The 15,582-nt window shown below is 56.0% G+C and carries 19 protein-coding genes; 14 read left to right on the forward strand and 5 right to left on the reverse strand.

The genetic code is table 11. The features are described 5' to 3' along the window. Positions 1-15 precede the first annotated feature (15 nt). From sufB to ACIQ2T_RS06530, 6 genes are read left to right on the forward strand one after another with little or no spacing between them, the layout of a single operon-like run. A complete protein-coding gene (gene sufB / locus ACIQ2T_RS06505; protein ID WP_397584708.1) occupies positions 16-1,479 on the forward strand; it encodes a Fe-S cluster assembly protein SufB in 1,464 nt (487 codons plus the stop codon). Between the two features lie 49 nt (positions 1,480-1,528). Continuing rightward, positions 1,529-2,272: a Fe-S cluster assembly ATPase SufC gene (gene sufC, locus ACIQ2T_RS06510; protein WP_397584707.1), complete on the forward strand. Its 744-nt coding sequence runs from the start codon at positions 1,529-1,531 to the stop codon at positions 2,270-2,272. After that, positions 2,269-2,997, forward strand: coding sequence for a SufD family Fe-S cluster assembly protein (locus tag ACIQ2T_RS06515; protein ID WP_397590115.1), 729 nt, complete (start codon positions 2,269-2,271; stop codon positions 2,995-2,997). The genes sufC and ACIQ2T_RS06515 overlap by 4 nt, the downstream gene beginning before the upstream one ends. Continuing rightward, entirely contained in the window at positions 2,994-4,184 is a 1,191-nt protein-coding gene (locus ACIQ2T_RS06520; protein WP_397590116.1) for a cysteine desulfurase, read from the forward strand. Before ACIQ2T_RS06515 ends, ACIQ2T_RS06520 begins: the two co-directional genes overlap by 4 nt. Beyond that, entirely contained in the window at positions 4,181-4,636 is a 456-nt protein-coding gene (locus tag ACIQ2T_RS06525; RefSeq protein ID WP_397590117.1) for an SUF system Fe-S cluster assembly protein, read from the forward strand. Before ACIQ2T_RS06520 ends, ACIQ2T_RS06525 begins: the two co-directional genes overlap by 4 nt. Continuing rightward, positions 4,633-4,989, forward strand: a complete 357-nt coding sequence (locus ACIQ2T_RS06530; RefSeq protein WP_397590118.1) for a HesB/IscA family protein — start codon at positions 4,633-4,635, stop codon at positions 4,987-4,989. The genes ACIQ2T_RS06525 and ACIQ2T_RS06530 overlap by 4 nt, the downstream gene beginning before the upstream one ends. On the opposite strand, the gene ACIQ2T_RS06535 is transcribed toward ACIQ2T_RS06530, so the two are convergent. Next, positions 4,986-7,292, reverse strand: a complete 2,307-nt coding sequence (locus ACIQ2T_RS06535; RefSeq protein WP_397590119.1) for a S8 family peptidase — start codon at positions 7,290-7,292, stop codon at positions 4,986-4,988. The two genes, ACIQ2T_RS06530 and ACIQ2T_RS06535, sit on opposite strands and share 4 nt — an antisense overlap. On the opposite strand from ACIQ2T_RS06535, the gene ACIQ2T_RS06540 reads away from it, so the two are divergent. From ACIQ2T_RS06540 to ACIQ2T_RS06570, 7 genes are all read left to right on the forward strand, one after another. Next, positions 7,180-7,629 carry a hypothetical protein gene (locus ACIQ2T_RS06540; protein ID WP_397590131.1) on the forward strand — a complete coding sequence of 150 codons (450 nt, stop codon included), beginning with the start codon at positions 7,180-7,182 and terminating at the stop codon, positions 7,627-7,629. The genes ACIQ2T_RS06535 and ACIQ2T_RS06540 overlap by 113 nt on opposite strands. A gap of 110 nt (positions 7,630-7,739) precedes the next feature. Further along, complete coding sequence (locus ACIQ2T_RS06545) at positions 7,740-8,414, forward strand: pyrimidine 5'-nucleotidase (RefSeq protein ID WP_397590120.1); 675 nt, start codon at positions 7,740-7,742, stop codon at positions 8,412-8,414. Next, on the forward strand, positions 8,411-9,250 hold the full coding sequence (gene dapD / locus ACIQ2T_RS06550; protein WP_397590121.1) for a 2,3,4,5-tetrahydropyridine-2,6-dicarboxylate N-succinyltransferase: 840 nt from the start codon (positions 8,411-8,413) through the stop codon (positions 9,248-9,250). Before ACIQ2T_RS06545 ends, dapD begins: the two co-directional genes overlap by 4 nt. Before the next feature lie 234 nt (positions 9,251-9,484). Then, positions 9,485-9,667 carry a DUF465 domain-containing protein gene (locus ACIQ2T_RS06555; protein WP_397590122.1) on the forward strand — a complete coding sequence of 61 codons (183 nt, stop codon included), beginning with the start codon at positions 9,485-9,487 and terminating at the stop codon, positions 9,665-9,667. 88 nt (positions 9,668-9,755) lie between these two features. Continuing rightward, positions 9,756-10,745, forward strand: coding sequence for a TerC family protein (locus ACIQ2T_RS06560; protein ID WP_397590123.1), 990 nt, complete (start codon positions 9,756-9,758; stop codon positions 10,743-10,745). A gap of 34 nt (positions 10,746-10,779) precedes the next feature. Then, a complete protein-coding gene (locus tag ACIQ2T_RS06565; protein ID WP_397590124.1) occupies positions 10,780-11,124 on the forward strand; it encodes an SgcJ/EcaC family oxidoreductase in 345 nt (114 codons plus the stop codon). A gap of 9 nt (positions 11,125-11,133) precedes the next feature. Further along, the gene (locus ACIQ2T_RS06570; RefSeq protein ID WP_397590125.1) at positions 11,134-11,262 is read left to right on the forward strand and encodes a hypothetical protein; all 129 of its coding nucleotides are present in this window, start codon (positions 11,134-11,136) and stop codon (positions 11,260-11,262) included. Here the strand turns inward: ACIQ2T_RS06570 and ACIQ2T_RS06575 are convergent. From ACIQ2T_RS06575 to ACIQ2T_RS06590, 4 genes are all read right to left on the reverse strand, one after another. After that, on the reverse strand, positions 11,259-11,579 hold the full coding sequence (locus ACIQ2T_RS06575) for an HNH endonuclease (RefSeq protein ID WP_397590126.1): 321 nt from the start codon (positions 11,577-11,579) through the stop codon (positions 11,259-11,261). The two genes, ACIQ2T_RS06570 and ACIQ2T_RS06575, sit on opposite strands and share 4 nt — an antisense overlap. Positions 11,580-11,611: 32 nt before the next feature. Continuing rightward, positions 11,612-12,946 (reverse strand): amidohydrolase, encoded by a 1,335-nt coding sequence (locus tag ACIQ2T_RS06580; RefSeq protein ID WP_397590127.1) that lies wholly within the window; start codon positions 12,944-12,946, stop codon positions 11,612-11,614. Positions 12,947-13,027: 81 nt separating this feature from the next. Beyond that, positions 13,028-14,200 carry a serine hydrolase domain-containing protein gene (locus tag ACIQ2T_RS06585; RefSeq protein WP_397590128.1) on the reverse strand — a complete coding sequence of 391 codons (1,173 nt, stop codon included), beginning with the start codon at positions 14,198-14,200 and terminating at the stop codon, positions 13,028-13,030. After that, on the reverse strand, positions 14,185-14,742 hold the full coding sequence (locus tag ACIQ2T_RS06590; RefSeq protein WP_397590129.1) for a DUF3617 domain-containing protein: 558 nt from the start codon (positions 14,740-14,742) through the stop codon (positions 14,185-14,187). The genes ACIQ2T_RS06585 and ACIQ2T_RS06590 overlap by 16 nt, the downstream gene beginning before the upstream one ends. A 331-nt stretch (positions 14,743-15,073) precedes the next feature. On the opposite strand from ACIQ2T_RS06590, the gene ACIQ2T_RS06595 reads away from it, so the two are divergent. After that, the coding region (locus ACIQ2T_RS06595) for a DEAD/DEAH box helicase family protein (protein WP_397590130.1) at positions 15,074-15,582 on the forward strand (509 nt) is incomplete at its 3' end.

Consider the following 15,582-nt stretch of genomic DNA (forward strand, 5'->3'; position numbering starts at 1 on the left):
AGCGATGAGTTGGATATGAGAGATAAGGCCGCGTGGGACGCTGCTGAAAAGGTCGCTGATTACGAGCATGGCTGGTCATCGGACATTGAAACCGACTTCGCGCCCAAGGGGCTGACCGAAGATACCGTTCGCTTCATTTCCGCCAAGAAAAATGAGCCTGAATGGATGCTCGAATGGCGGTTGAAGGCGTTTGCATCGTGGAAAACGATGACGCCGCCTGATTGGGCAAAGCTCAACGTGCCCCCCATCGATTACCAGGATGCATATTATTACGCCGAACCAAAGGCCAAGCCAAAGCTTGGCTCGCTGGACGAGGTAGACCCCGAAATTTTGCGTATTTATGAGAAGCTGGGCATCCCGATTGCAGAGCAAGAAGTGCTGGCTGGCGTCGAGGGCGCGCGCCGCGTGGCTGTGGACGCCGTGTTCGACAGTGTTTCGGTCGCCACCACCTTTCGCGCAGAACTTGAACGTGCTGGCGTGATTTTCCGCAGCATATCGGAGGCGATTAAGGAATATCCGGAGTTGGTGAAGAAATGGCTCGGCAAGATTGTGCCGATGCACGACAATTATTTCGCGACCTTGAACTGCGCGGTCTTCTCCGACGGGACATTCGTCTACATCCCCGAAGGCGTGCGTTGCCCGATGGAGCTCAGCACTTATTTCCGGATTAACGCCGAAAACACCGGCCAGTTTGAACGCACGTTGATTATCGCCGACAAGGGCAGCTATGTCAGCTATCTCGAAGGCTGCACCGCGCCAATGCGCGACGAAAACCAATTGCACGCCGCCGTCGTTGAACTCGTCGTGCTGGACGATGCGGAGATCAAATATTCGACGGTGCAAAACTGGTACCCCGGCGACGCCGAGGGCAAGGGCGGCATCTACAATTTCGTCACGAAGCGGGCGTTGTGCCAGGGCCGCAACAGCAAGGTGAGCTGGACGCAAGTCGAAACCGGAAGCGCAGTGACGTGGAAATATCCTAGCTGCGTCCTCAACGGCGAAAACAGCGTTGGAGAGTTTTACTCGGTTGCCGTCACCAACAATTATCAGCAAGCCGACACCGGCACCAAGATGATCCACAATGGCAAGGGCAGCCGCTCGACCATCGTCAGCAAGGGTATCAGCGCGGGCCACAGCAACAACACCTATCGCGGGTTGGTTCGCGTGGCACCCAATGCCGAAGGCGTGCGCAACTTCACCCAGTGCGATTCTTTGCTGCTTGGGTCCTTAAGCGGCGCACACACCGTCCCCTATATCGAAGTGCGCAACCCAAGCGCGCAGATCGAACATGAGGCGACGACGAGCAAGATTTCGGACGACCAGATGTTCTACGCGATGGCCCGCGGCCTAAACGCCGAAGAAGCGGTCGCATTGATCGTCAACGGTTTTGCCAAGGAAGTGCTGCAGCAACTGCCGATGGAATTCGCGGTTGAGGCGCAGAAATTGTTGGGCATTTCGCTCGAAGGGTCCGTCGGATGACCCTTTATCCCGCGACGTCCGCACACAGTCTTTACGGAATTAATTGATAATGCTTCAAATAACGAACCTCCACGCCAATGTTGGCGAAAAGCCTATTCTCAAGGGCCTCACGCTCTCCCTCAACGCGGGCGAGATCCATGCGATTATGGGACCCAATGGCGCTGGAAAATCGACGCTGGGATATGTGCTGTCTGGTCGGCCAGGCTATGAAGTAACCAAGGGTTCAGTGACCTTCCACGGGAACGACCTCCTCGACCTTGAACCGCATGAGCGCGCCGCCGCTGGCTTGTTTTTGGGTTTTCAGTATCCAGTCGAAATACCGGGCGTGTCGAACGTCCAGTTCCTGCGCGAAGCATTGAACGCGCAGCGCAAGAACCGAGGCGAAGCGCCTTTATCGGGCGCTGAGTTCCTCAAGGTTGCGCGCGAACAGGCGGGCGCACTCGGTATGGATATGGACATGCTCAAGCGTCCGGTAAATGTGGGTTTTTCCGGCGGCGAGAAGAAGCGCAACGAAATGGTGCAAATGGGCATCATCAACCCCGCGCTCGCGATTCTTGATGAGACCGACAGCGGCCTCGACATTGACGCGCTTCGGACGGTTGGCGACGGCATAAACCGCATCATGCGCAAGCCTGATAAGGCCGTGTTGCTGATAACGCATTATCAGCGGCTACTTGATTATGTGAAGCCCGACTTCGTCCACGTCCTTGATAATGGCCGCATCACGCGGACCGGCGGCGCGGAACTGGCGCTGGAGCTGGAACGTGACGGGTATAAGGAATTGGCTGCTTGAATCGGAGTGCGCCCACACGGCACGACGAGGCATGGCGCTATAGCGACATTTCCGCTGTAGAGGCCGCGTGGCCATTGGCTGCGCCTGAAAGCATCATTGTGCCTGCAGGCGGCCACTTCGCGCGTACGATCTTGCAGGACACTGGATCCATCCACCAACTTGATATTGCCATCGGCAAAGGTGCAACTACCGCAATCCATGTGCTCAACATCGGTGGCGATTATGGCCGCGTTGAATTGAATATCACGTTGCATGAGGGCGCGGATTTCAAACTGGGCGCAGTGCAAATTGGCGGCGGCACCCAAAATCTCGAAATTGTTACCACCGTCACGCATGCCGAGCCCAAAGCGACGTCGTCGCAGATCGTGCGCTCGGTCCTCGCTGGCACCGCGACCGGAACCTATCTGGGCAAGGTCGCCGTCGCGCGCGATGCGCAGCTGACCGACAGCGTGCAGTCGGTGAAGGCCATGCTGCTTGACCGCAGCGCGACCGCCAACGCCAAACCCGAGCTCGAAATTTACGCCGACGACGTCAAATGTGCGCATGGCTGCGCAATTGGCGAGCTGGATGCGATGGGGCTGTTTTATCTGCAAGCACGTGGCATTGCGCCTGCGGATGCAAAGAAGCTGATGTTGCAAGCCTTTGTCGCTGGCGTTTTTGATGGCGCTGCGGATGAGGAGATGCTCACTGACGCCGCGCTGAAGAAATTGGGCGAATTGGTGTGAACGGGATCAAACCCCAATTCCCGGGCCTGGCCAACAACTGGCATTATCTCGACACCGCTGCAACGGCGCAAAAGCCGCAGGTCGTGCTCGATGCGATGATGCGTGCAGGCGGAGTGGATTACGCAACCGTTCATCGCGGTGTGTATGCGCGGTCGGCGAATATGACTGTGGCATTCGAGGCGGCGCGGGATCGCGTTGCCCGCTTCATGGGTGCAGCTTCGTCCAATGAAATCGTTTTCGTGCGTGGTGCCACAGAGGGCATTAATTTGGTTGCGCAAAGTTGGGGCACCGCGAACATAAAGGCGGGCGATCGCATCATGCTGAGCCAGTTGGAGCATCACAGCAATATCGTGCCGTGGCAAATGCTCGCCGAGAAGGTTGGCGCGCATATCGATGTCTGTCCGTTGACCGCGGGCGGCCAAATCGACCTTGACTGGCTAGAGACGCATTTGACGCCCGCGCATAAGATGGTCGCGTTGGCGCATGTGTCGAATGTGCTTGGATCGGTGCTCGACGCCAGACGTGCGGCAGACGCCGCCCATGCGGTTGGTGCAAAATTCTTGCTCGACGGCTGCCAGGCGGCACCGCGGATGCATTTGAACATGGCGGACTTCGCCTGCGATTTCTACGTCATGTCCGGGCATAAATTGTACGGCCCGACGGGTATTGGCCTGCTGTGGGCGCATGCCGATACGCTTGATGCGATGCCTCCATATCAAGGCGGCGGTGCGATGATTGATCGCGTGACGTTTGAAAAGACAACCTACGCCCCTGCGCCTTCGCGGTTTGAGGCGGGAACGCCGATGATCATTGAAGCCATTGGATTGCACGCCGCTATCGACTTCATCGACAGCTTTGGCCCGGAAGCCATTTTCGCACATGAAAGCGCGCTGGCCGCGCAGACGCGCGATGCCTTGCGTGCGATTAACGCGATCACTTTATACGGTCCTGAACAATCGGCGGGGATAGTCTCCTTCTCGATGGAGGGGGTGCATCCGCATGACATCGGCACGATATTGGACGAAGAAGATGTAGCCATTCGGGCTGGCCACCATTGCGCACAGCCGCTGATGGACCATTTGGGCGTGCCTGCCACTGCGCGGGCAAGCTTTGGGATTTACAATGATGAGGATGATGTCGCGGCGCTAGTGCGCGGCCTCGAACGGGTGAAGAGGATTTTTGGATGAACGAGAACATCCGCATAGAAGAAGTCGATAGCGTAGAAAAACCGCCGAAAGCGCGGGTAGAGAGCGCACCGGAAACCTTCGAACGCCAGAAGGACTATCTGGAGGGCTTTCTTGCGCAGAAGCCTGCCGTGTCCGCGCCAAGCGAGCCCGATAGCGATTTGTACGAGGCGGTAATTGCCGCGCTGAAGGAAATCTATGATCCGGAAATTCCGGTGAATATTTACGACCTTGGCCTGATTTACAATGTCGAGATCAATGATGGCCATGCCGTCGTTTCGATGACGCTAACAACGCCGAATTGCCCGGTTGCAGAATCGATGCCTGGCGAAGTTGAAATGCGCGTTGGCGCAGTCCCTGGCATTGGCGATGCCGAAGTGAACCTGGTCTGGGAGCCCGCATGGAGCCCGGCCAATATGACTGATGAAGCCCGTCTGGAGCTTGGAATGCTATGACCGATGTTAAAACACGCGCCCGCCCTGCAGCCGTTGTTCTGACGCCTGCCTCCGAAGCGCGGATTGCGGAACTAATGTCAAAGGCACCCGAAGGCGCGATTGGCGTAAAGCTCTCCACCCCGCGCCGTGGCTGCTCGGGGCTCGCTTATTCGGTCGATTATGTAACTGCGGCAGTGGCGTTCGACGAGAAGATCCAGACGCCCGGCGGCGTGCTATACATCGACGGCGGTTCGGTTCTTTATCTCGTTGGCTCGATGATGGATTGGGTCGAGGATGAATTTGCCGCTGGCTTTGTGTTCACGAACCCGAATGCCACCGGAAGCTGTGGCTGCGGCGAGAGCTTTACGGTTTAGAAATCGAATTGCAGCCGGAAGGCAACGCCCACATCATCTGACGCAGCGTCGAAATGGCTCGGCTCGTTCCGCCAGAACAGGTTTGACGAGAAATAACCGTCGTACATTGGCAGACCCCACGCAAGCTCACTCGCGATCTCTTGCCCCTTTGGTGCAAGTGAAAACTGACGGACGCCGAATGTTGTGCCAAGCGTTGCATAATCATAAGCAACAGGCACGTTAAGCGCGAGGCCGCCACGCGTCACGCGCAAGGGTTGCGCAATCCGGAACGCAAGGTGGTCATTGCGCGCCAAAATATCGCTGCCCGACACATCCATTGAGAAGGCGTTGCTATGCACCGCGCTTTGGCCCGTCAACGATCCGCCCGCATTGGCATAGGTCCAACCCTGCCGCCAGCTTGCGCCAAGCGACCAGGAGCCGAACAGTTTAACATCACCCCTGCCATCGACAAACACGCTGCGCGCGCCATTGTGGCCGATGAAGTTGGCGAACCGAGCGCCCAAAATGGTCTCCTCCTCGCGCATCCAATTTGCACCCAAGGCAAATTTGGCTGGGCCAATCGGGCGATCTACGCCAAGCCCAACTGACGCATAAGGGTAGCGTTTTTGCGTAGTGCGGAAAAACACGGCGGCGCCGCGTTCAAACATATGTGTCGCGCCGGTTTCGACATTCCCTGTCAGGCCTAAGCGACCAAGCTGATGGCGCATCGCGAAAGATTGATCTGGCGTCCTGTCGAGCCCACCCTCCATGCGTGCATCTGTCGCGGTCAGGAAAGCGCCGCCAGACATGCCTTGCAAGGCCGCAACCTGTCCAGCAGCTGCTTGGCGAATGCCAAGGCTAAGCCACGTATCGCGCGCGATGGTGGCACTGATGCGGCCGGCCAATATACGCGCCTGGTTCCGCTGCCCGCTGGACAAAGCCAACGGCGCAAGCTGCGCATTGCCGCCATTGCGCGCGCTAATCGAAAAAGCGAGTTCAGTTGTTCCCCGCGACAGACTGACCGAACGTCCTTGATCGACCAAAGCAGGCGTAAGCCGCAGGCGCGGGGCGCTTGCATATATGCCTTCAGCAATGTTGATATCATAGGCGCGGCCATAGCTGTCGAGCACCACCGCCTGTAACGGCCTATTGGATAAAGCAACATCCCCCATAGGTGCCGACGTCGTGCCACCATTTCCACTGAGCGGAACTGCCATAGTGGTGCCTGCGAGCGATGTCGTTCCGGCGGGCGCAAAGGCGCGCCCAATATCCAATATGCCGCGTCCGTAAATCGCATCAGTACCGGCAGCACCTACATCACGCGCTGATGACAAGAGCAGATTTACAATCTGTGCGCCCGTGAGATTGGGAAACGCTTGCGCCAGCAAAGCTGCCGCTCCGGAAATCTGTGGCGCAGAGAAAGACGTGCCATTGAAAACTCTGACAAATGTCTGACCATTCTCGACGAAACGATAGATGGTGTCGTTCTGATATTCGCAGCAAATGCCTTGCCCCAATGCGGACAACACTGCATTTTGCGAGACACCCGCCTTGTTGCTAAAGTTAGATATGACATCCTTGTCATCGACAGATGTCGAAATGATAACGAGCCCGTTTCCGTTGGCCAGTAGAGCTTGAGCAAAGGGGCTTGGGTTGTTCGGGTCAAAGGCAGGCGCAGCATCATTGCCCTCATTACCAGCGGATACAACAATAACGACTCCGGCCAAGGTTGCGCGATTTATCGCAGCCCGTAGTGTCGTACTAGCGCCGCCCGCACCGCCGAGGGAAATGTTTATAACACGCGCGCCATTGTCGACTGCACGGTTGACCCCGGCTGCAATGGAGGTGTCAAAAAAGGAACATGAAGCCGCATCTTTGCCGGGGGCTGCCGTGGTACAGCTTCCCGCCTGATCTGCCCGAAGTGCTAATATTGTCGCATTATAGGCGATGCCATGTACATCGCGATCATCTTTGGCGGCTGCAATGACTCGCGTTACCTCAGTACCGTGCCCGTCTTCATCACCAAGCGGCCTACCCGCACCCGTTACGTCGCCCGACTGTGCATGAATGCGGCCAGTGAACTCGTGGCTATTAGGATCAATCCCTGAATCGATCACACCAACGGTTACGCCTCGCCCGTTAGCGCCTGCCTGATAAGCAGTGATCGCACGGTGAAAGCTCGGCCCATCTGAGCGGAGATATTCTGTTGTTGTGAAATTCGTCGACGGCGGGGGCGGAGGGGGCGCGACCACAGCGGGCGGCGGAGGCGGGAGAGACGGTGGAGGAGCGACCACGACTGGCGGAGGAGGCGGGGGTGGGGGCACAACGGCGGGCGGAGGAGATGGCGGGGGAGCGACGACGACCGGCGGGGGGGGTGGGGGAGATGGCGGGGGAGCGACTACAGAGGGCAGCGGAGTCACAACAACTGGCGGAGGTGGCGGTGTGACTACAACCGGTGGCGGAGGAGGAGGAACGGTTGCCGGCGGCGTTGGCGGCGGCGCTGGTGGAGCAGGGGGCAAGTCGGCCGTGGGTGGAACCGGCACGGGGGTCGAATTCACGCCGCCGCCACCGCCGCATGCGGACAGTGCGAGTGCAAAAACAACCGATGTGCCGATTGCTATTTTGCGATCAACCAGCGCTGTAGTCAAATCCGTAACATAGTCATGGGAGAGAGACCTTCATCCAAAGAATGGCCAATGTAAATATGATTCTCTATCGGTAGGCTTAACATGCCCGTTGAGTAACGCAGGGTATGTTGTTAGGCGCCGTCGATGCAAACTCCTTTCGCCCATATCGATACTTGGATCTTCGATCTAGACCTAACCCTATACGGCCCAGAAGCCAACATTATGGCCCAAGTCCGGGACCGGATAGCTCTTTTTGTAGAAAAGCATTTCAATATCGGGTCGGATGAAGCCCACAAAATACGGCACACCTATTGGAAGAAATATGGCACGACGCTTGGGGGGTTGATGGCCGAACACAAGGTGGAACCCAATGGCTATCTAGATTTCGTGCATGATGTCGACATGGGCCTATTGCGTCCCGATCCCGATTTGCGCCGTCAGATTACGTCGCTACCCGGTCGGAAGCTAATCTTCACCAATGCTGACGCGCCATATGCGGAGCGGGTCTTGGCAGCCCGCGGGCTTAATAACCTGTTTGAAGACATCTTCGATATTCACCGGATGCAGCATGTGCCAAAACCTGGGGTGGAAAGTTATGATAACCTGTGTGCGCAGCTTGATATTAATCCTGCACGTGCGCTTTTTGTCGAGGATTCCGCGCACAACCTTGCGCCGGCCAAAGCGTTGGGCATGACAACAATTTGGATGAATCATGGCACCGAAGCTGTTAGCAGCGACACAGAACAATATATTGATCTCGAGATTGCCGATCTGAATGACTGGCTTTCCTCCATCCACACAATTGAAGGCACAATATGACCGACCAGCTAGCCACAATCATTAACGCCGCTTGGGACGCACGCGATGGTGTTTCGAGCGCCACCCTAGGCGAATTACGTGATGCAGTGCAGACCGCCTTGGCGGGATTGGATGATGGATCATTCCGCGTCGCTGAGAAGCGCGATGGCATATGGCAAGTGAACCAGTGGCTGAAAAAGGCGGTACTGCTGTCGTTCCGTTTAAACGACAATATCATTGTCGATTGCGGTTCTGCAGGTGCGCCGGCTTACGACAAAGTGCCCTCGAAATTCAGCGGTTGGGATGCTGAACGGTTCCGAACAGCAGGTTTCCGTGTTGTGCCGGGCGCTGTGGCCCGCCGCGGTAGCTATGTTGGCAAAAACGTCATTCTGATGCCAAGCTTTGTCAACATCGGCGCGCGTGTGGATGAAGGGACCATGATAGATACCTGGGCAACGGTGGGAAGCTGCGCGCAGATCGGCAAGAACGTGCATTTGTCGGGCGGCGTTGGCATTGGCGGCGTGTTGGAACCGCTTCAGGCGGGTCCAGTCATAATCGAAGACAATTGCTTCATCGGCGCGCGTTCCGAAGTTGTCGAAGGCGTCATTGTCGAGGAAGGCGCAGTGTTATCCATGGGCGTCTTCATCAGCTCAACCAGCAAGATTATTGACCGCACGACGGGCGAAGTCTTCGTCGGCCGCGTGCCTGCTTATTCCGTTGTGGTGCCTGGCTCGATACCCGGCAAAGCGTTGCCCGATGGCAGTCCCGGCCCAAATCTCTCCTGTGCAGTCATCGTTAAACGCGTCGATGCACAGACCCGCGCAAAGACCGCAATCAACGACCTGTTGAGGGATTAAGTCGGCAGACCGATCCAGAACACGGCAAACTATCTTGCAATTCAGACCGAATCGCTCCATATCGTGGGGGCGGACCGGGCCCCTCTGACGTTTGCTTCTTCGGGAGAAATGTGATGTCGGCCGCATCGGATGTTTCCGGTGCATTGGTCAGGCGGTCTTCAAACCCCCGAAATACGCTAGGCCGAGCCCGGAGCATCCGATTGAACTTCAACTATGTTCAATGAGGATGATATCATGACTTTTTCGTCGTTTCGCCTGATGCAATATCACCAGAAGATAGACCGCGAATTGCGCACAGAGATTGCCCGGTGCTGGCCCGATGGATTCCGGATCCAAAAGCTGAAGCGGCTCAAGTTGGTGGTCAAAGGCCGACTGCAGAACTACGCACGCGCCATTCGGGCGGATAAGGCGCAGTAACAAAATCTAATTTGTAACTGCTGGCACTGCGATTGGCTGGACTAGGCCGGCGCAGTGTCAGCATTAGCGTACAACAGGGAATTATTTCATGGAATTTTTGATGATGGACTGGCTGGGGACGCCGGTCTGGTTTTGGTTATCGTTTCTCAGCATTGTAGTCGCGTTGACCGCTTTCGACCTTGGCATCCTGCACAAGGAAGACAAGGAAATGGGCATCGCCGAGAGCCTGAAGCTCTCTGCTTTCTACATCAGTATTGCGATGCTCTTCGGCCTGTGGGTCTGGTTCCAAAAGGGCGCCGACATGGGCATGAAATATTACACGGGCTTCTTCATCGAAAAGGCGCTGTCGATTGATAACGTCTTTGTCATCAGCCTGATTTTCACCTTCTTCGCGATACCGCGTAAATATCAATATCGTGCTTTGCTTTGGGGAATCATCGCAGTCATCGTTCTGCGCGGCCTTATGATTGCGGCAGGCGCTGCCATTGTGCAGGAATATTACTGGACGCTGTATATCTTCGCGGCCTTCCTTAGCGGAACGGGCATCAAGATGCTGTTCAGCGGTGACCAAGAAATGGATGTCGCGAAGAACCCGGTCGTCAAATATATCTCAACCCATATGCGCGTGACCAAGGAGCTTCATGACGAGAAGTTCTTCGTGAAGGTGCCGGACGAGAAGACCGGCAAAATGGTGCGTGCAGCTACACCGTTATTCCTCGCTTTGGTGGTCATCAACTTGGCCGACCTTGTGTTTGCCGTGGACTCGGTGCCAGCGATCTTTGCGATCACCACCGATACCTTCATTGTCTACACATCAAACATCATGGCGATATTGGGCTTGCGTGCTTTGTACTTTGCCCTGGCCGCGATGGTGCATCGTTTCCATTATCTGAAATATGCGCTGGCGCTGGTTCTGGTCTTCATTGGCTCAAAGATCTTTGTGGCGGACTTCCTGATGGATGGCGACAAGTTCCCGCCGGTGCTTAGCCTTGGAGTAACCTTCGCGCTTATCTTGGGAGGTATTGGCTTTTCGCTCTGGAAGACCCGAGGCGAGGTTCAAGCCTCCAATCCCGTTTAGAGTTTAGCCGGACAACCAATAGGAGAAAAATGACATGAACAAGTATGTTTTCGGTGCATGTGTTGTAGCTTCCATCATGGTGGCACCGGCGCAAGCCAAGCCTTCAAAGGCCCAAAAATGCTCGGCGGTGCAACCGTCCGAAATTGAATCACTGTTCACCGATTTCAACAATGCGTGGGCGTCGAAGAACCCCGATAAGGTGACGCAGCTGTTCACCAAGGATGCGGTGCTTTTGGCCACCGTTTCCAACACACCTCGGACGGACCACGCAGGCATCCGGGACTATTTTGTCGGATTTCTAAAGCCAAGTCCGGTGGGCACGATCAATAGCGGCACAGTGAAGTTGGGCTGCAACAGCGCAGCGGGGGTGGGCACATAGACCGTCACCGTGACCGACCCCTCCACAGGAGCCAAAACAGACATTAAGGCGCGCTATTCCTTTCTCTACCGTATTGAAGACGGAAAGTGGAAAATCGACCATTTGCACTCGTCTATGATGCCTGAAAAAACAGGCTAACGCCGCTCTTTGGTCGGTGCATTAAAGTCAGATGGTTTGTTGGCAATCCAGTCAACAAACCGTCCTATTTCTGGATGCGCCAAAAGCGCCTCGACAGTTGCAAAACGCTTTTCGAGATCACTGTTGGTAAAGTTGGCATGGATCGTGCGGTGGCAAATCGGATGCACCGGTTGCCGTTCCTTCCCGCCCCGACTTTTCGGGACGGGATGATGCCATTCGGTCACTTCACCCATCGCGCGGGCGCAGAGCCAGCATGCTATTTCAGGCGCACCTAACGCGCCATCCGGTTCATAATGATCGCGTATTTTTCTCGCCATCTGGCCTTCCTACACCCTTCCGCTCGCAGCGATCAGACCTTGCCTGTTCCGAGCAGATCGAGCGCGGCCGCCGTCATTGCCTCAATGCCCAAGCGCACCGATGGTTCCGGGTCAATCTTGAACAAGGGTGAATGATGGCCAGCCACTGGCGTGCCGCCATTCTTTGCTGCGGCGATCCATTCGGGTTTGGTCCCCCCAACGGCGAAATAATAACCCGGGATGCCATATTGCTGATCCACGAAGAACGCGAAATCCTCTGCGCCCATGTTGGACTGGCGGAATGGCACGACAACGTCCTTGCCCAAGGCGTTGCCAATCGCTGTATTCAAGCGGCGGGCCAGCGTGCCGTCATTGACGGTCACGGGCGTGCTTTCACTAATCTTGACGATGGGCAATTTGTCCGCTGGCAAGCCGTTGGCCGCACCGATACCCTCCGCCATGCGCTCGATCGAGGCAATCAATTGATCCCGCACTGCCTGACTGTTGGCGCGCACCGTCACCTGCAGATCTGCATATTCGGAGATGATGTTATGCTTCGTTCCGGCATGAAAGGCACCAACGGTTATTACCCCTGCGTCCAATGGACCCTTTTCACGGCTGATAATCGACTGCATCCCAACGACAATTTGCGAGGCGATATAGACAGGGTCGCGGCCAAGGTGCGGCGCAGCTCCATGGGTCGCGATCCCAGGAACGCGGATGTCAACGCTGTCTGCTGACGAATATTGAATGCCTTCGGATGCCGATATTTTACCGGTTTCTAGCTCGGCCGCGACATGGAAAGCTAAGGCATAATCTGGCTTGGGAAAGCGGGTGTAGAGGCCGTCCTGAACCATTGCTTTGGCGCCGCCAACACGTTCTTCGGCAGGTTGAACGATGAACAGAATAGTTCCCTTCCAACGGTCCTTCATCCGCGCCATTTGCCGCGCAGTGCCGACCATCGACGTGATATGCACATCATGCCCACACGCATGCATGACGGGCATTTCGAGGCCATCGACCCCGACCTGCCGCACCGTGGAGGAATTGGCCAAGCCGGAGCGTTCCTGTACAGGCAAACCGTCCATGTCGGCACGGATGAGGACAACGGGCCCGTCACCATTTTTCAGCATGCCGACCACGCCGGTGCCTCCGACTTTGTCGGTTACCACCATGCCAGGAACGGCGCGAAGCTCCTCTGCCATGCGCGCGCCAGTCTTATACTCGCGGAACGACAGTTCAGGATTACGGTGGAAATGGTCCCACAATGTCGCAAGCGACTTGTCATAGTCCGCCTTTACCGAGGCTGCGTAATCCGGTTCCGCAGCGGCGGGGGGCACGGCGATCGCGCTGGCCAAAAGTGCGCCAAAAATTGCTTTCTTAATCATGATATACTCCCCCTTATATCTACGTGCAGCGTTAAAGTGCGGTATCGCAGCCTGAGATGCCGATTAGTCTTTAATACGCTATCACGGGCACCGGTCAAAGCAATGGCCAACTATTGAGAATTCGTCGACCATCGTCACATACCGATAAAATCCGCGCTGTTCGGCGGGGTTGATCCAAAATCCAGCCCTCAGCGAATAGGCTTCGCCCACATGACCGAACCATTGCCGCCCCTCTTTGTCTACCAACCAGTGCACGCCAAGGCCATAAGCCATGAAATAGCCTTTATCATCGTCGCCGTTTTTGCCGTCAAAGGTCCACACGGGGCCGAGCATATTTGCAAAGCTGTTGGGCGACAATAAGGGCGCACCGTTGCGCAGCAGTAATTGACCAATTTTGCCCAAGTCGCGCGCGGAAATACGCAAGCCGCCTTGAGGGCTGAACGCCGAGCCATTGCGGCCGAGCCTATACATTTTATCGACGTCACAACTGCCGTCGCTGGCGGGGTACACCGCGCATGGATCAGTGCCCTTCATCGCGGCATCACGCGCGAGGTCGCCATTGGGCCGCAGCAAGGTCACGGCTTGCGCCCGCCGACCGTCACTGCACCCAGCACCCCAGTTATAGCACGCATCTATCCCAAGCGGCGTAAGCACTAGTCGCGCCATCAGCCGGTCAAACCGTTCCTGTGTCGCGCCTTCCATGACTGAAGCGATCAGAGGCGAATTGATGTTGGCGTAAGAGAAATATGTGCCGGGCGCATGGATGGCATCCCATGCCTTTGGGTCAACAAGCACCGCCTCCAAGCTGCCATCAAGTGGGACGATATAGTCCACGGCGTCGCGCAGCCCGCTTTGGTGCGACAACAACGCACGCAGCGTGATAGGCGCATCCGGAAAGGCCGGGTTGCGCACTTTCCAGCCGAGATAATCACTTATATCGCGGTCGAGATCCAGCTTGCCTTGCTCTACCAACCGCATAACGGCAATCGCCACCACAAGCTTTGAAATAGACGCAACGCGGGCCGGGTCATCTATCGTGACTGGACGACCCGCAACGCCCGCATCGCCCTCGACCGTCGCCGGGTTGATGCTATCCGCTGTAAAGTTGACCATAACGGTTGCTGGCCTGATTTTGGCGACTGCAGGCGCCGTATTATTCAGGCTATTGGAGGATACGCATCCTGATACCAGCATGGCCGCAACCGTCGCGGCGGCAAACCAATTGCCGCGCAAACCAATCATGACGCGGGGCACGCACCTAGATATTTGCCCCTTGTCTTGCCCTTCATTGCTACCGTCCCGACCATAGGCAGGCGGACATCCACCTTACTGTCGTAAATGAATTCGGTTTCCCCCATGACGCCAGCTAGCTCCATGTCGACGGTGCCCATACCTTCCATGGCGCAAGACAGCTTCATATTCACAGTCTGCCCCGATACGTCAAACGCCTTGTAGACACATTTTTCTGCGCCATCACCACCGAAGAAATCTGCACCTGGCTTTTTGGCCTTGGCGTCCGTTAAGCAACTCTGGCTTGACGCGCTTTTCGCAACCGCGTCCATGATCTGCTGCTTTTGGGCCTTGCGCAAGGTCGGCACATTGATGTCGTCAAAGACAAACTTGGTTTCCCAAAGCCCCGCCTTCATAGGAATGAATGCGTCATAGGTCATTTCCGCTGCGCGCTCTTTGCTGTCGATGGCGCCATTGCCGTCTTTATCGGCGCTGTTGTCGGTGCATCCGTTAATGAGAAGTAGCGCGATCGATGAACCTATAGCTTTTAAAAAAGCGACATTCATACCGAGCAATCCCCGAACCGCTTACTTATGACTTTACCCGTCATCTTGACGGCGCCGCAGCGCTTGTGAGGAAGAACTTGTGCATGAATCACCCTCTCGCTTCTAAATAGGTTTCTTCTTGTGTCGCTGCATATCCCAAAACGCAACATCGATAAACGGCCCGACCGATAAGGTTACATTAAGTTCTCACCTAGTAGCCATGATTTTATGTTCTTTATCATGACAATTGGTCAAACAAATTGCGGCGATGTTGGAAAATGAATTTTTAGCGAAGCCAAGCATCTACCTCACAGCCCTTGCCCTTCCGCCACGCAGGGCACATATGCAAAACATGGCCGAGCTTATCATTCGCCGTGGGCTGGAAGAACCCGACACGTTTGGCACCTTCACCCCGCATCGCCCTGAACGCCCGTCCAAATTGGAGGGCGGCAGGCCATTCAGGATTATCTCCGATTATGCGCCTGCCGGCGACCAGCCAACGGCGATCCGTGAACTGGTTGAAACCGCTTTAACGGGTGAGAAAAATCAGGTTCTTTTGGGCGTCACCGGGTCAGGTAAAACCTTTACCGTGGCGCAAGTCATCGAAAAACTGCAGCGCCCTGCGCTTGTCCTTGCGCCCAACAAAATTTTGGCAGCGCAGCTTTACGGCGAATTCAAAAGCTTTTTTCCCGACAATGCAGTCGAATATTTCGTTTCTTATTATGATTATTATCAGCCCGAGGCCTATGTCCCGCGCAGCGATACCTACATCGAAAAAGAATCGAGCGTAAACGAGGCGATTGACCGGATGCGCCATTCGGCGACCCGATCTTTGCTGGAACGTGACGACGTCATCATCGT

This window comes from Sphingorhabdus sp. (assembly GCF_044357595.1).
In the GTDB taxonomy this organism is placed as follows: domain Bacteria; phylum Pseudomonadota; class Alphaproteobacteria; order Sphingomonadales; family Sphingomonadaceae; genus Sphingorhabdus_B.

Excerpts from the sequence above, each read along its gene's own strand:
- ACIQ2T_RS06545 (WP_397590120.1), top strand. The coding sequence starts at position 7,740 with ATGCAAACTCCTTTCGCCCATATCGATACTTGGATCTTCGATCTAGAC.
- ACIQ2T_RS06560 (WP_397590123.1), top strand. The coding sequence starts at position 9,756 with ATGGAATTTTTGATGATGGACTGGCTGGGGACGCCGGTCTGGTTTTGG.
- dapD (WP_397590121.1), top strand. The coding sequence starts at position 8,411 with ATGACCGACCAGCTAGCCACAATCATTAACGCCGCTTGGGACGCACGC.
- ACIQ2T_RS06580 (WP_397590127.1), bottom strand. The coding sequence starts at position 12,946 with ATGATTAAGAAAGCAATTTTTGGCGCACTTTTGGCCAGCGCGATCGCC.
- ACIQ2T_RS06565 (WP_397590124.1), top strand. The coding sequence starts at position 10,780 with ATGAACAAGTATGTTTTCGGTGCATGTGTTGTAGCTTCCATCATGGTG.
- sufC (WP_397584707.1), top strand. The coding sequence starts at position 1,529 with ATGCTTCAAATAACGAACCTCCACGCCAATGTTGGCGAAAAGCCTATT.
- ACIQ2T_RS06525 (WP_397590117.1), top strand. The coding sequence starts at position 4,181 with ATGAACGAGAACATCCGCATAGAAGAAGTCGATAGCGTAGAAAAACCG.
- ACIQ2T_RS06530 (WP_397590118.1), top strand. The coding sequence starts at position 4,633 with ATGACCGATGTTAAAACACGCGCCCGCCCTGCAGCCGTTGTTCTGACG.
- sufB (WP_397584708.1), top strand. The coding sequence starts at position 16 with ATGAGAGATAAGGCCGCGTGGGACGCTGCTGAAAAGGTCGCTGATTAC.
- ACIQ2T_RS06590 (WP_397590129.1), bottom strand. The coding sequence starts at position 14,742 with ATGAATGTCGCTTTTTTAAAAGCTATAGGTTCATCGATCGCGCTACTT.
- ACIQ2T_RS06555 (WP_397590122.1), top strand. The coding sequence starts at position 9,485 with ATGACTTTTTCGTCGTTTCGCCTGATGCAATATCACCAGAAGATAGAC.
- ACIQ2T_RS06575 (WP_397590126.1), bottom strand. The coding sequence starts at position 11,579 with ATGGCGAGAAAAATACGCGATCATTATGAACCGGATGGCGCGTTAGGT.